General features: G+C 75.4%; 11 protein-coding genes. 6 read left to right on the top strand and 5 right to left on the bottom strand.

The window, feature by feature from the left end; genetic code table 11:
* Positions 1 to 142: 142 nt before the first annotated feature.
* Both ACFQ53_RS04730 and ACFQ53_RS04725 read right to left on the bottom strand, forming a co-directional pair.
* Entirely contained in the window at positions 143 to 847 is a 705-nt protein-coding gene (locus ACFQ53_RS04730) for a TIGR03089 family protein (protein WP_377856029.1), read from the bottom strand.
* Positions 844 to 1,992, bottom strand: a complete 1,149-nt coding sequence (locus tag ACFQ53_RS04725) for a coenzyme F420-0:L-glutamate ligase (RefSeq protein WP_377856026.1) — start codon at positions 1,990 to 1,992, stop codon at positions 844 to 846. Before ACFQ53_RS04725 ends, ACFQ53_RS04730 begins: the two co-directional genes overlap by 4 nt.
* 163 nt (positions 1,993 to 2,155) lie before the next feature.
* Between ACFQ53_RS04725 and ACFQ53_RS04720 the strand changes: the two genes are divergently transcribed.
* Genes ACFQ53_RS04720 through ACFQ53_RS04710 form a run of 3 tightly spaced genes read left to right on the top strand, consistent with a single transcriptional unit; the run spans position 2,156 to position 7,512 of the window.
* Positions 2,156 to 2,455, top strand: coding sequence for a WhiB family transcriptional regulator (locus tag ACFQ53_RS04720; RefSeq protein ID WP_249479238.1), 300 nt, complete (start codon positions 2,156 to 2,158; stop codon positions 2,453 to 2,455).
* Positions 2,456 to 2,482: 27 nt separating this feature from the next.
* Positions 2,483 to 5,932 carry a hypothetical protein gene (locus ACFQ53_RS04715; RefSeq protein ID WP_377856022.1) on the top strand — a complete coding sequence of 1,150 codons (3,450 nt, stop codon included), beginning with the start codon at positions 2,483 to 2,485 and terminating at the stop codon, positions 5,930 to 5,932.
* Positions 5,929 to 7,512 carry a DUF5719 family protein gene (locus ACFQ53_RS04710; protein ID WP_377856019.1) on the top strand — a complete coding sequence of 528 codons (1,584 nt, stop codon included), beginning with the start codon at positions 5,929 to 5,931 and terminating at the stop codon, positions 7,510 to 7,512. The genes ACFQ53_RS04715 and ACFQ53_RS04710 overlap by 4 nt, the downstream gene beginning before the upstream one ends.
* Before the next feature lie 9 nt (positions 7,513 to 7,521).
* On the opposite strand, the gene ACFQ53_RS04705 is transcribed toward ACFQ53_RS04710, so the two are convergent.
* Complete coding sequence (locus tag ACFQ53_RS04705; RefSeq protein ID WP_228357931.1) at positions 7,522 to 7,986, bottom strand: metallopeptidase family protein; 465 nt, start codon at positions 7,984 to 7,986, stop codon at positions 7,522 to 7,524.
* A gap of 68 nt (positions 7,987 to 8,054) precedes the next feature.
* Between ACFQ53_RS04705 and ACFQ53_RS04700 the strand changes: the two genes are divergently transcribed.
* Together ACFQ53_RS04700 and ACFQ53_RS04695 are read left to right on the top strand one after the other, a co-directional pair.
* A complete protein-coding gene (locus tag ACFQ53_RS04700; protein ID WP_377856015.1) occupies positions 8,055 to 8,423 on the top strand; it encodes a DUF3499 family protein in 369 nt (122 codons plus the stop codon).
* The gene (locus tag ACFQ53_RS04695) at positions 8,416 to 10,098 is read left to right on the top strand and encodes a phosphomannomutase/phosphoglucomutase (RefSeq protein WP_377856012.1); all 1,683 of its coding nucleotides are present in this window, start codon (positions 8,416 to 8,418) and stop codon (positions 10,096 to 10,098) included. The genes ACFQ53_RS04700 and ACFQ53_RS04695 overlap by 8 nt, the downstream gene beginning before the upstream one ends.
* Positions 10,099 to 10,128: 30 nt before the next feature.
* Here the strand turns inward: ACFQ53_RS04695 and ACFQ53_RS04690 are convergent, their stop codons facing one another.
* On the bottom strand, positions 10,129 to 10,983 hold the full coding sequence (locus ACFQ53_RS04690) for an RDD family protein (protein WP_377856009.1): 855 nt from the start codon (positions 10,981 to 10,983) through the stop codon (positions 10,129 to 10,131).
* A 116-nt stretch (positions 10,984 to 11,099) separates the two neighbouring features.
* Between ACFQ53_RS04690 and ACFQ53_RS04685 the strand changes: the two genes are divergently transcribed.
* Positions 11,100 to 12,095, top strand: coding sequence for a stage II sporulation protein M (locus tag ACFQ53_RS04685; RefSeq protein ID WP_377856006.1), 996 nt, complete (start codon positions 11,100 to 11,102; stop codon positions 12,093 to 12,095).
* A gap of 18 nt (positions 12,096 to 12,113) precedes the next feature.
* On the opposite strand, the gene ACFQ53_RS04680 is transcribed toward ACFQ53_RS04685, so the two are convergent.
* A complete protein-coding gene (locus ACFQ53_RS04680; protein WP_377856003.1) occupies positions 12,114 to 13,418 on the bottom strand; it encodes a DUF58 domain-containing protein in 1,305 nt (434 codons plus the stop codon).
* Positions 13,419 to 13,427: the final 9 nt, after the last annotated feature.

Here is a 13,427-nt window from a genome sequence, read left to right as displayed (position 1 = left end):
GTCCCTTTGTCTCTGACTCGAACACCAGCACACCACGAGGGTGGGACATTCCGGACAGCAGTGCGGAGGCTGTGGACGACGAGGCTGTGGGGAGGGGCGACGGGCCCGGGGACTGCGGAGCAGGTGACCCGAGGGGGTGCCTCTATGCCTCGCGCGCGTCCTCCTGCTGGGCCTGGTGGGACGTGACCGACTCCGCCGGGCCGACGATCCCACGGCCCTCGAGCAGGGCCGTGAGCAGGGGAGCGGCATCGGTGAGACCGTCGGCCACGACGAGGAGGCGGGCTCCCGGGGCCTCGGTGAGGGACGCCGGCAGCGGGGAGGGCTCGGGGCCCGTCCAGGTGCCGAGCGGTGCCGAGAGGTGATCCGGGTGCGCGCGGACCTCCTGGGCCCAGTCGTGGACGAGCGGCGGCAGCTCGCCGTCGAAGCGCAGGGACAGGGAGCGGGCGTCCAGGGCGAGGACCTCGTCGGCGTCGTCGGCGCGCGCCGCGGAGCCGGGGCGGTCCGTGACCAGGACGCGCACCTCGTCGTCGGAGGGCAGGGCGGGGTCGGTGCTCGCACCGTCGCCGATCGCGACGCGTGCGCCCAGTCCCCAGGCGGCGAGGGCGAGCACGAGGCGCTTCCAGTGCGGCGGGAGGTCGAGCAGCACGAGCTCGTCGCGCTCGAGCATGACCTCGGCATCGAGGTGGCCCACGGTCTTGATCACCCAGTTCGCCAGGACGTGGCCGGAGAGCTCGATCCGGCTCTGCTCCCCGTACCAGACCAGGGCGGGCCGCGGGCCGAGCGCCTCGAGGGAGGAGAGCAGCGCCTGGAGGGAGGGGAGCGGGGGAGGGGAGGAGGCGGAGGTCATGGCTCCATCCTCGCGCGGGGCCCCTCGATGCGCACATCGACGGGCAGCTCGCGGGCGATGGACTCGGCCCCGATCGCGGTGCGCAGTCGCCCGGCGAACACGCCCGCGGCCGCCCAGGATCCGCCCCGGTCATCGTGCGGGCGCACCACCAGCGCGAGCCGCCCGGTCGGGCCGGGGCCCTCGTCCTCGAGGATCGGCGCGGCGGACTCAGCGGAGGCAGGCCCGGGGTCGGGGTCGACGGAGGTCACGGTGCGGGCGGGCGTGCGCGCGATCTCGATCGCCCGGTGCAGGCGCAGTGCGTCGGACTCCGGATCCATCGCCGCGACCGGCTCGTCCTCGGCCGCGATGCCGAGGGCCTGCCAGACGGACTCGAGGCTCGGGCGCCGGAACCAGTCGTCCTCCCCGGTGCGGCTCAGAGCGCGTGCGGGGACGGCGTCGGCCGGATCGACGACGACGCCCCCGAGGCCGCGGACGACGACCGCCGGCACGCCGCTCGCCTTGCCCTTGACGAGGTCCGCCGTCGCGGCGATCTCGTCGGCCAGCGCTCGCACGGTGACGTGGAGGGGCCGGCCGTCGGCATCCGTGGTCCCGCGCAGGTCCTCGAGCGCGCGCAGTCCCGCCGCGCCGAGCGCGATGTCGCCGACGCCCACCCGCCAGATGCGCGAGGAGGTGTCCGAGAGCACCACGCCCAGGCGCCGTCCCGTGGCGCGCGCGAGCGCCGCGCGCAGATCCTCCGCCTCGGTGTCCGGGTCCCCGGGCAGGAGCAGGAGGCCGCCGGGGGAGTTCGAGCCGTCGATGCCGGCGGCCGCCATCACCGGACCGGCCGGGACCTCGACGATCGAGGTGGTGGTGCGCAGGTGGCGTCGGCGGGCGACGAGGCGCACGCTCTGCTCCGCGATCGCCTCCTGCTTGGCCGCGGCGGGGATGACAAGATCCCTGGTCTTCGAGATGATCTTGGTCGACACGCACAGCACGTCGTCGTCCGCCAGGAGGATCCCGGAGGCCTCGAGGGCGCCGAGGAGGAGCGCGGCGACGTCATCGCCCGCATGCACCTCGCCGAGTCCGACCACCGGCAGCACCCGGAGACCGGACGAAGCGGACGGCTGCAGGGGCCCCGCGGGCCCGTCGGGAGGGGTCGTGGTCATCGCATCTCCTGGTCGCGGGCGTGCACCGGCTTGACGGGGCCGAGTTACACGGGTGTATTTTAGGCGGTGTCCGGCGGCTCCCCCCGCCTCGTCCCGAACCCCGTCGGCCGCCATGGAGCGGCCTCACGACGTGAAGCGTCCCCCTGAGGAAGGAACTGTGCCGATGGAACGCATGCGCGACGAGGATGATGCGCAGTCGGAGGAATTCTCCCTCCTGCAGCTGGTGGCCGACGGCGAAGAGGCCGAGGTCTCGTGGCAGGAGCGCGCGCTGTGCGCGCAGACGGACCCCGAGGCCTTCTTCCCCGAGAAGGGCGGGTCCACCCGCGAGGCGAAGAAGGTGTGCGTCTCCTGCGAGGTGCGCGCCGAGTGCCTCGAGTACGCACTCGAGAACGACGAGCGCTTCGGCATCTGGGGCGGTCTGTCCGAGCGCGAGCGCCGCAAGCTCAAGCGCCGCGCCGTCTGAGCGGCCCGTGAACCCGGCCCGCCGCCTGTGACCTCGCGCGACGTCACCGCCGTCCTCCTGCTCGGCGGACGCGACGACCCCGAATCCCTCTCGACCGCCCTCGCCGCCCTCTCCGCTCAGGAGAGGGCGGCCGATCGCGTCGCGGTGATCGCTCGCGGACAGCTCGGCGAGGAGCGCGAGGCGCAGGTCGCCGCGCTCGCCGACGACGGCACGATCGACGAGGTGCTGCGGATCCCTGCCGGCGCGGGGCTCGCGAGCGCCGTCCGCGAGATCATGACGTCCCTGTCCAGCGGGGTGCTCACGAACGTCCAGCAGAAGGACGTCTCCGAGGCCGCTCCGCGCGCCGGCGGGCACATGCGCCCCATCGACCGCGACGCGCACGAGCGCGGGCTCGTGCGCGAGGCCGAGGAGACGGCGCAGATCCCGACCCGTCTGCGCGAGGGCGGCTCGGCGATCGCCGCGCCGCCGGCCGGCAGGCGCCGTGCCTCCGCAGATTCCGAGAGCTGGTTCTGGCTGCTCACCGAGGACTCGCTGCCCGGCCGCGCCTCCCTGCGCGCCCTCGTCGACGCCGCCGAGGCCTCGCCCACTGCCGCGCTCATCGGCTCCAAGCGCCTGCGGCCCGCGACGTCCGGCGAGGACGACGCGGCGCAGGACGACGCGGCGCGGGACGAGGACCAGGACGAGACCCCTGGCCGGAGTGCCGCCCGCCCGACCGCCGACGACGCCGACGTGCTCGTGGACGTGGGCCTCACCCTCACCCACAGCGGCCGCATCGTCACCGGCGTCGAGCCCGGCGAGATCGACCAGGGGCAGTCCGACTGGCGCCACGACGTGCTCGGGGTCGCCCTGCCCGGCCTGCTGGTGCGCGAGAGCACCCTCGCGCGGCTCGGCGGCACCGACCCCGCGCTCGGCTCGCCCTTCGCCGAGATCGACCTCGGCCAGAGGGTCTGGCGGGGCGGTGAGCGGGTCGAGGTCGCTCCCGACGCGCGCGTGCTGGCCCCGCATCGTGCGGCCCCCGCCCCCGCCCTTCTGCGCGAGCACCGGCGCGGGCAGATGCTCCTGCTGCTCAAGCACCGTCCGCTGCTGGGCGTCGTGCTCACCCTCCTGCTGAGCATGCCGCTGGGGACCCTGGCACGGATGCTCGGGCAGGTCGCCGCGCAGGCGCCCCGGCTCGCCCTCGCCGAGCTCCGCGGGACCCTCGCCGCCTACCGGCGCGCGCCGGGCGTCATCGCCCGCGGTGCGCGCGCCTCCCGCAGGGCGCTCGTGCCCCGACGGCGGCTCGCGCCCCTGTACCTTCCGCGCACGGAGGCGCTGCGCCGCCGCCTCGAGGCGATCTGGACGCGCCTGTTCGCCGACGACGAGCGTGCCCGTCGCATCCGCCGCACCACCTGGGGGATCGCCGGCACCACCCACGGCTCCGACGACGCGGACTTCGGCCGTCACGGCGTGTGGACGATCGTCCTCGCGGCGCTCGCGCTGATCGCCGGGGTCGTGGGCGCACGCCCGCTGCTGGCGCGCGGCCATCTCGCGGGCCCGCAGCTGCAGACCCTCGCGGACGACTGGCGGGAGCGCACGCAGGTCGCCTGGTCGAGCTGGGTGCCCGGCGGCGACGGCGGACTGGGAGCACGCGGGCCGGGCGACGCCCTGCTGCGGCTGATCGCCCCGCTTCCCCTGCCCGAGGGCGCGCTCGGCGTGCTGCTCGTCCTCGCGGTGCCGCTGGCCGCCATGGGCGCCTGGTGGGCGGCCGGCGCCCTCACCCGCGCGGTCGGCGCGCGCCTGGCCCTCGCCGTGGGCTGGGCCGTCGGCCCGCCCCTCCTCGCCTCCCTGGGCTCCGGCGCCTGGCCGCTCGTGCTCGTCCACCTGCTGCTGCCCCTGCTCGCCCTCGCGGTGGGCCGCGCCATCGGGCTGGTGCACAAGGTCTCCCAGGCCAGCGTCTCCGCGGCCGCCGCCGCAGGTCTCGTGCTGCTCGTGATCGGCGCCGTGCAGCCGGTGCTCGTGATCCTCGTCGGCCTCGCCCTCGCCCTGCTCGCACCCTTCGTGCCGGGCCGGCGGCGGCGACTCATCTGGGTGCTCGTGCCCTCGCTCGCCCTGCAGCTTCCCTACCTCGGCGCCTTCATCGCCCACCCCGCGGCGCTCCTGCACGTCGCCGGCGTCCCCGCCTCCGCCGAAGCCCCCTCGGGCCTCGAGCTGCTCGCCCTGTGGCCCGCGCCCGCACCCTCCTGGACGGCGCTCGAGGGCCTTCTCGGTGCGTCCGCGGCAGGAGCGCTGCCCGTGCTGCTGATGGCCCCGGTGCTGCTGGGCGCGCTGCTCGCCCCCTTCCAGCGGGCCGACGCGGGGCGCGCGGGACGGTACGCGATCGTGCTCGCCGCTCTCGCGATGGCGACGGCGCTGCTCGCACGCGCCGTGCCCACCGAGGTCGGGGACGAGACCCTGCTGAGCGCACCGATCGGCGGGGCGCTCAGCCTCGCCCTGCTCTCCCTGCTCGTGGGCTGCGCGGCGACCTGCGACGCCCTGGCGCGCCGCAGCGGCCGCGAATCCGGTGCGCGCCGCGGCGCGACCGTCGCGATCGCCGGACTCGTCGCCGCCTGCTGCCTCGTCGCCACGATCGGCTGGACCCTGAGCCTGCCCGACGCGCTGCAGGTGCACCGCACGCAGAGCGACGAGGTGCCGCAGGCCGCGAGCGACCTCGGGACCTCCGAGACCCGCGGACGCGTCCTCGTGCTGTCCCAGGGCGGCGACGACTCGGTCGACGCCCACCTCGTGGTCGACGGCGGACCCACTGCCCAGCAGGACTCCGGCTCCGTCGCCGCGAGGACGCTCGCCGCGGCGGGCTCGGGCGCCGCCGTCGACGAGGACCCCGCCTCGACCGCGCTGCGCGAGGCCACCGGCGAGCTGCTCACGGCCGACGCCGCGAGCGACCCCGTGCGTCTGCGCACCCTCGGCGTCGGCTACGTCGTCGTGCCCGGGTCCTCGCAGGACGCACCGGCCCTCACGGACGCCCTCGACGCCTCCCCGCAGCTCGAGAAGGTCACCGAGGGGAGCAGCGGCGGCATGTGGCGCGTGGTCGACGCGGGATCCCGCGTCGTGATCCGCCCGGCGGGGGAGGACCCGTCGGCCGACGACGAGACAGCCCTCGCGAGCGGAGTGCTCGACGCCGAGGGCGACGTGGCCGCCGCGCACGGCGAGCGGACCGTGGTGCTCTCGGAGCGCCGCGAGAGCGGCTGGGAGGCGACGCTCGACGGCGAGGCGCTCGCGCCCGTCACCGTCGACGGCTGGGCCCAGGGCTTCACCGTCCCCGCCGGCGCCTCGGGGCACCTCGAGATCCACCGCCAGGATCCCTGGCGCCTCGTGCTCGCGATCGTGCTCGCGCTGACCGTGCTGATCACCGCCGTGGTCGCCGTGCCCTGGCGGGCCGGCCCCGGCCGGCGTCGGGGCGAGGAGCCCTGGCAGGAGAGCCAGGAGAGTGGTGCCCTGTGACCCGATCGATGCGGCCCGCCCTGGCCCTCGCGAGCGTGGTGCCGATCCTGGTGCTCGGCGCCGGAGCGCTCGTCGGCCCTCTCTCCGACGGGTCCTCGGACCGCTCGGTCGAGCGCGCCGAGACCACGTCCTCGCCGAGCGCCGCCGCGCTCGTGTGCCCCGGCCCCGTCCAGGTCCCGAAGGAGCTGCAGGGGAGCACGGGAGACGAGAAGCTCTCCTCGACGGGGCCGAACGGCCGCGTGGGCGTGCGCACGCTGGGTCTGGACGCGGACTCCTCGCTGCTCTTCGGCCGCGTCGCCGCCTCCAGCACGAGGCAGGACGCGGACGGCAACCCCCTCGCGCCCTCGATCACCGCCGCCGACGCCGCGGGCGAGGACCTCGGCATCGACACCTCGACGGGCGACGTCGGCGCGAGCGCCCAGACCAACTCCTCCATCTCGAACGGCCCGCAGGTGACCGTGCGCGGATCACAGGATCAGCAGGTCGTCGCCGACGCCGTGCAGACCACGACCACGGACTCCGGCGACTTCCGCTCCCTGAGCGCGACCCGCTGCACCGGCGCCTCCACGCAGGCGACCTTCCTCGGCGCCTCCACCGCGAGCGGCGCGAGCGCCTCCCTGCTGCTGCGCAGCACCACCGACCGGCCCGCGACGGCCTCGATCCAGGTCTGGACGGCCGACGGCCCCGCCGACATGGGCGGCCGCTCCCAGGTCGTGGTGGCCCCGGGCAAGGAGGAGCGCGTGCTGCTCGAGTCGATCGTCCCCGACCAGGACGTGATCGGCGTGAGCGTGAGCACCGTCGGCGCGCCGCTGGCCATGTCCCTGCAGGACACCGAGCGCGACGGTCTCACCCCGCTGGGCGGCGAGATCCTCTCCGACCTGCCCGAGGCCTCCCGCAGCTCCGTCATCCCCGGCGTGCGCATCGGGAAGGGCACGAGCGCGCAGGTGGTGCTGATGAACGAGTCGGGCGCGGACGCGCACGTGCAGCTCGCCGCCCACGACGCCAAGGGCCCCGTGGACGTGTCCGGGCTCGAGGACGAGGTCACCGTGCCCGCGGGATCCGTCACGACAGTGCCCGTCGAGGGCATCGCCGGGGACTTCGCGATCACCGCGGAGTCCGACCAGAAGGTGAGCGGCGCGGTCCGCTCGCACGTCCAGTCCGAGAAGAAGCTCGGCAAGACGATCGGCAAGCCCTCCGACCTCGCTGTCGCCCAGGCCGCCCCGGGGCTGCGCGACTCCGGGGTGATCGCCCTTCCGACCGACGGCGCCCACGGCGCCCTCTCCCTGGCCGCGACCGACGACACCCACGTCACCGTGATCCCCGTCGGGGCCGACGGCGGCGCGGGGGAGAGCGTCGAGCTCGACCTCGCCGGCGACAGCGCGACCGACATCCCCGCAGGAGACCTCAAGGGCACGAAGGGCGGCATCGCGGGACTCGTCGTGGTCCCCGACGACCCCGATGCGGTCCACGCCGCCTGGATCCAGACCGAGTCGGACGCGAAGGCCGGGCCCCTGCTGACCTCGGTCCCCGTGGTCTCCGCCTCGACCGGCGGCTCGGGGACGACGGTGCGTCTGGGCTGAGGGGCGCCGTCAGTCCTCGCCCCAGGCCTCGGGGTCCACGTCCTCGGGGTCCAGGTGCAGCAGGGAGGCGATCTGGTCGGCCAGGACCTGGCGCACCAGCAGCTCGAGATCCCCGGGCAGGGAGCAGCGGGTCTGGATCGGCCGACGGAACAGCACCACGCGCGGCGGATGGTCGCGGTCCGCGGGGAACGCCCGGCCGAGTGCGACCGCGCTCTCCTCCCACGGCGCCGGATCCGTGAGCGGGACCTCCTCGACCGCGACCTCGAGATGCTCGAGGCGCCGCGGGTATCGCTCCACGAGCGCGCGGGCCGCATCGAGCACGGTGTCCTCGAAGAGCTCGCGGCGGGAGAGGTGACCGGGCAGGTGGGGAGGCAGCAGGTCCCCGCGCAGTCCGCGACCGTGCCGGTCACGGCGCCGCCCGCGGGAGCGGCCCACCGGGCCCGAGGCGCCGCCGAGAACTCGCTGACCCGTCATGCATCGCACTCTAACGCGCTCGTGTCGCGGGCCGCGGCCCGGCTCGCCCACTGCGTACACTCGAGGGCGTGCCTCATCGCGACTGCTCGAAGACCGGCTGCACCCGCCCCGCCGTCAGCTCCCTGACCTTCGTGTACGAGGACTCGACGCTCGTGGTGGGACCGCTCGCCCGCACCGCCGACCCCCACGCCTACGACCTCTGCGAGGAGCACGCGTCGCGGATGACGCCGCCGCGCGGATGGACGATGCTGCGGGTCGCGGGCAGCGCCGATGCCGTCGACGACCTCGTGGCGCTCGCCGCCGCGCTCGACGCGCACGAGACGGAGGACACTGCCGGTGCCCCGTCTGTCGACCGCGGCGCCGCCCGCGCGAACGGCCGCCCCGAGCCGCGTCCCGCCGAGCGTCACCTGCACGTGGTGAGGTCGAGCGATGACTGAGCACGATCTGCGTCAGATCGTCCTGGCCAACGACGTGCGCGGAGTCGCCGGCGTGACCCTGGACGAGGACGTCGCCCGGGCCTTCGGCGCCGCGTTCGCCGACAGCCTCGAGGCGAAGGACCTGATCCTCGGCCACGACATGCGCCTGAGCTCTCCGCGGCTCGCCCGCGCCTTCGCCGAGGGGGCGATGCGCCGCGGAGCCACGGTCGGCCTCGCCGGCCTGAGCGCGACCGACCAGCTGTACTGCGCCTCCGGCCTCTACCGGGCGGCGGGCGCGATGATCACCGCCTCCCACAACCCCGGGCGGGACAACGGCATCAAGCTGTGCCTGCCCGGCGCGCGCCCCATCAGCCGAGACACCGGCCTCGACGACCTCCGCGTGCGCGCCGAGGAGCTGCTCGACGCCCGGGAGATCCCCGAGATCCCCGGTGGCCGGCTGCAGGAGCTCGACACCCTCGAGGACTACGTCGCGACCGTGCTGCAGCTCGCGCCCGTGCCCGGTACGCGGAGGGTCACGGTGGTCGTCGACGCCGGCAACGGGATGGCAGGGCTCACGATGCCCGCCGTGGCCGAGCATCTGCCGAGCGTCGAGATGATCGGTCTGCACGTCGAGCTCGACGGATCGTTCCCCCACCATCCGGCGGATCCGACGGACCCCGCGAACCTCACCGACCTCGCTGCGCGCGTGCGCGAGGAGGGAGCCGACCTGGGGCTCGCGTTCGACGGCGACGCGGACCGCTGCACCGTGGTCGACGAGACCGGCGCCCCGGTGCCGCCCTCGGCCGTGACGGCGCTGATCGCCGAGCGCGAGATCGCCCGGGCCCGCGCCCGGGGCGAGGAGTCCCCGACGGTCGTCGCGAACGTCGTCTCCTCGCGGCACGTCGCCGAGGCCGTCGAGGCCGCGGGCGGGCGCTTCACGGTCACTCCCGTCGGGCACTCGCTCATCAAGGCGATCATGGAGCGCGAGGACGCCGTGTTCGGCGGCGAGCACTCCGCCCACTACTACTTCCGCGAGTTCTTCCGCGCCGACTCCGGCATGCTCGCCGCCCTGCACGTGCTCGCGGCGCTCGAGGAGAGCGGATCGAGCATGTCCGCGCTGGTCGCAGGGCACACGCCCTACGCGGCGAGCGGGGAGATCAATCGCCGTCCCGCATCTGCCGCCGCGGCGCGCGAGGCGGTCCGCGCGGCCTTCGCCCCGCGCGAGGGCGTCGGGATCGACGAGCTCGACGGGCTCACCGTGCGCCACTGGGGCGCGGCGGGGGAGCAGTGGTGGTTCTCCCTGCGCTCCTCCAACACCCAGCAGGCGCTGCGGCTGAACGTCGAGGCGGCCGACGAGGACACCATGCGGGCCGTGCGCGACGAGGTGCTCGGGATGATCGACGAGGGCACGGGCGGCGACACGGTGCACGACGACACGGTGCACGAGCACGAGCACGAGCACGAGCACGAGGAAGAGAGTGGGGGCGAGGTCGCGATGCGCAGCGAGGCCGGATTCGACGGGCCGGCGTGGCTGCGCCGGATCCTGCGCTGCCCCCGGTGCGGGGCGGAGCTCTCCGACGCCGCCGCTCAGGACGGTGCGCAGGACGGCGCGGACCACGTGCTGCGCTGCACCGGCCAGGGGCACGAGTACCGCATCCGCGGCGGCATCCCCGTGCTCATCGCCGGGCGCGACTGACCGCTCCAGGGCGGATCGCTCCGGGACCGGCTACTGCGCGAAGGGCACCGCGCGCACGTCGGCCGCGAGCTCGCGCTCGCGCATCGCGGCCGCACGCAGCTTCTCCTCGTCGCGCCGGGAGCGCTCGGCGAGCACGGCCCGCAGGAACATCTCGGGGTCGGTCCCCGGAGGCGGCGCGGGCGTCACCGAGGGCATGGTGCGCTGCAGCAGGTCGCGGGCGATCTCGCGGCGCGACTCCGGATTCAGCGAGCGCGCGCGGGGCAGGAACGAGCGCACGTCCTGCAGCAGCGGCAGGGGCAGTCGGCCCACGTCGGCCCCGGTGGCCCAGGCCTGCAGCTCCTCGGGCACGGTCTCGCGCACGGGGCGCGGGGCGCGCATGCGCTCCTGGATCACCATGGTGCCGGCGAGCATGTCGCCGAGCCGTCGCGAGCGGCGATCGACGAGCGCCGTGACCAGGGCGATCGCGCCCGTCGTCGACCAGATCTCGAGCATCCCCATGAGGGCCCGCAGCAGGCTCTGGCGCGCATGCACCGGGCCCCCGTCCTCGCGCACCACGCGGGTGCCCGTCGCCAGGCGCCCCAGGCTGCGCCCGCCCATCAGCAGCTCGGTGAGCACCGGGTAGCCGAGGAAGGCGAGCACGCTCACGAGGACCAGGGCGGCCTGCACGAAGCCGGCGTCCAGCCCCGTGCGGGAGGCGAGCGCGACCATGCCCACCGTCGCGCCGATGCTGAGGGCGAGCATGACGGCGCCGTCGATCAGATAGGACAGCAGACGGGTCGCGAAGGAGGCGGGGCGCAGGTCCAGGTGGACGGCCTCGCCGGTGACGATCGCATCGCGCATCGCGCTCGGGGCGCTCGCGCTCGTCGGACCCGCTGCCGTGGACATGCGCCCAGTCTCCCATCGGCGGGCGCGGGAGGCCTCACCCGGTGGTCGACGAGCGCACTGCGGCGCCTCGACTTTCGTCGCACGTGCCGTCCGCGCGCCTCGCCTACGCTGGCGAGGTGGACACCGACGCCTTCATCGCCGTGCACCGCGAGGACTGGGACCGTCTCGCGGTGCTCACCCGCACCCGCGATCTGGACGCCGCGGGCATCGACGAGCTGATCGCGCTGTACCGGCGCACCGCGACGCACCTGTCCACGGTGCGCTCGACGAACCCCGATCCGGTGCTCACCGCACGCCTGTCCGTCCTCCTGCAGCGCGCGCGTCTGCGGATCACCGGGGCCCGGATGCCCCTCTGGCGGCGCGTGCGGGACATGCTCTGGGAGGACCTGCCCGCCGCCCTGCACGAGGCCCGCTGGTGGGTCGCCGGATGCGCCGCGCTGCTGCTCGTCACCGCACTGGTGTCCGGGCTGTGGTTCGGCCTGGACCCGTCGGCCCGCTCCGCCGTGCTCACCGAGGCGGAGCAGCGCCGGCTCGCCCAGCACGACTTCGTCGGCTACTACTTCCAGGGCGAGGCGAGCGGCTTCGCGGCGAGCGTGTGGACGAACAACGCCTGGATCGCCCTGCAGTCCGTGGTGCTCGGCGTGACCGGGGTGTGGCCGGCGTGGATGCTGCTCAGCAACGGGCTGAACATCGGGCTCTCCGGCGGGGTCCTCGCCGCGCACGGGCACCTGGGCACGCTGCTGGTGTACCTCCTGCCGCACGGACTGCTCGAGCTCACGGCGATCTGCGTGGGCGCGGGCGCCGGACTGCGCCTGTTCTGGGCATGGGTGCGCCCGGGGCCGCTGCCGCGCGCATGGGCGCTCGCCCGCGCGGCCCGCGCGATGATCACGGTGGGCGTGGGCCTCGTGGCCGTGCTTCTGGTCTCCGGGGTGATCGAGGCCTTCGTGACGCCCAGCTCCCTCCCCACCGCCGTGCGCATCGGCATCGGCGTCCTCGCCTGGGCCGCGTTCCTCGCGGTGATGATCGTGCGCGGACGCCGGGTGTCCCGCGCCGGGATCACCGGCGACCTCCCCGAGGAGGTCGTGGGGGATCAGGTGGCCGTCGCCGCCTGAGCCCCGCCTGCGCCCGGGTCAGAGCCTCCCGGCCGCCTTGAGGGCGAGGTACTGGTCGGCGACCGCCTGCGGGAGGTCGTCCGGGACGACGTCCACGACGTGCGCCCCGCAGCGCTCGAGCGCACGCTCGGTGCCCTCGCGCTCGATGCTCTCCTGCTCGGCCGACGCGGCCCGGTAGACCGCCCCGATGCTGCCGCGCTCGCGCGCCATGCCCGCGAGCGCGGGGTCCGCCACCGAGCCGACGATCAGCGGATGATCGGCGGCGATCCGGGAGGCGACGGGCAGCAGGCCCTGGCCCGCCGCCCCCGGCTCGATCGGGGTGAGGAGGACGACGAGGGCCCCGCGCCGGGCACGTCGGCGGATCTCCGAGGCGACCATCTCCCAGTCGGTCTCGACGAGGGCCGGCTCGACCGGTGCGGTCGCCGCGACCACGTCGTGCAGCACCGTGCGGGCGTTGCCGCCGTGCACCTGCACGTGCGGGACCCGGTCGGCGCACAGCACGTCCACCCGGTCCCCGGCCTGCGCGGCGAGCGCCGTGAGCAGCAGCGTGGCATCGAGCGCGGAGTCCAGTCGCGGGGCATCGCCCACCCGGCCCGCCGAGGTGCGCGAGGTGTCCACGACGATCAGCACGTGACGGTCGCGCTCGGGCCGCCAGGTGCGCACCACGACGCTGCGGCGGCGGGCGGTCGCCCGCCAGTCGATCGAGCGCACGTCGTCGCCGTCCACGAAGTCGCGCAGGGAGTCGAACTCCGTGCCCTGGCCGCGCTGGTGGACCGCCGCGAGGCCCTCGATCTCCCGCAGCCGACGCGTGCGCGAGGGCAGGTGGCGGCGCGAGCCGAAGGCGTGCAGGGCCAGCAGCTCCCCGGGCGCGTCCCGCGTCGCGCGGCGCTCGACGAGCCCCAGCCTGCCGCGCACGGCGAGCACGAGCGCGCGGCTCGTGTGCCGCCCGCGCCGGGTGGGGCGGAAGAGCTGGTCCACGGCCCGGCGCTCCTGCGCGGGGATCGCGAGCGCGGCGCGCTGGACGCGGAGGCCCGCCGTCGGGTTCCAGGCGTCGCGCAGACGGACGTCGACGCCGCGGTCACCGGGATTCGTCACCAGCAGGCGGCCCGTGCCCTCCTCGCCGAGCCGCACCTGCCCGGGGGAGCGGCGCCGCACCAGCAGGGTCTTGGGCGACGGCGTGAGCAGGAGGTCGAGCACCAGCAGCGCGACCCACACGAGCGCGCACACCAGCACGGTCGCCCAGTGCGGGACGAGCACGATCGGCAGCGCGCCGACGACGCCCAGCAGGGCGCCGCGCATCCTCAGGGCTGGCAGGTCCCTCACGTCCGGCTC

Origin of the sequence: Brachybacterium sp. NPDC056505 (assembly GCF_042794925.1) — a bacterium.
In the GTDB taxonomy this organism is placed as follows: Bacteria; Actinomycetota; Actinomycetes; order Actinomycetales; family Dermabacteraceae; genus Brachybacterium; species Brachybacterium kimchii.
The sequence above is the reverse complement of the archived record's forward strand: the minus strand, read 5'-3'. Positions and strand labels throughout refer to the sequence as shown.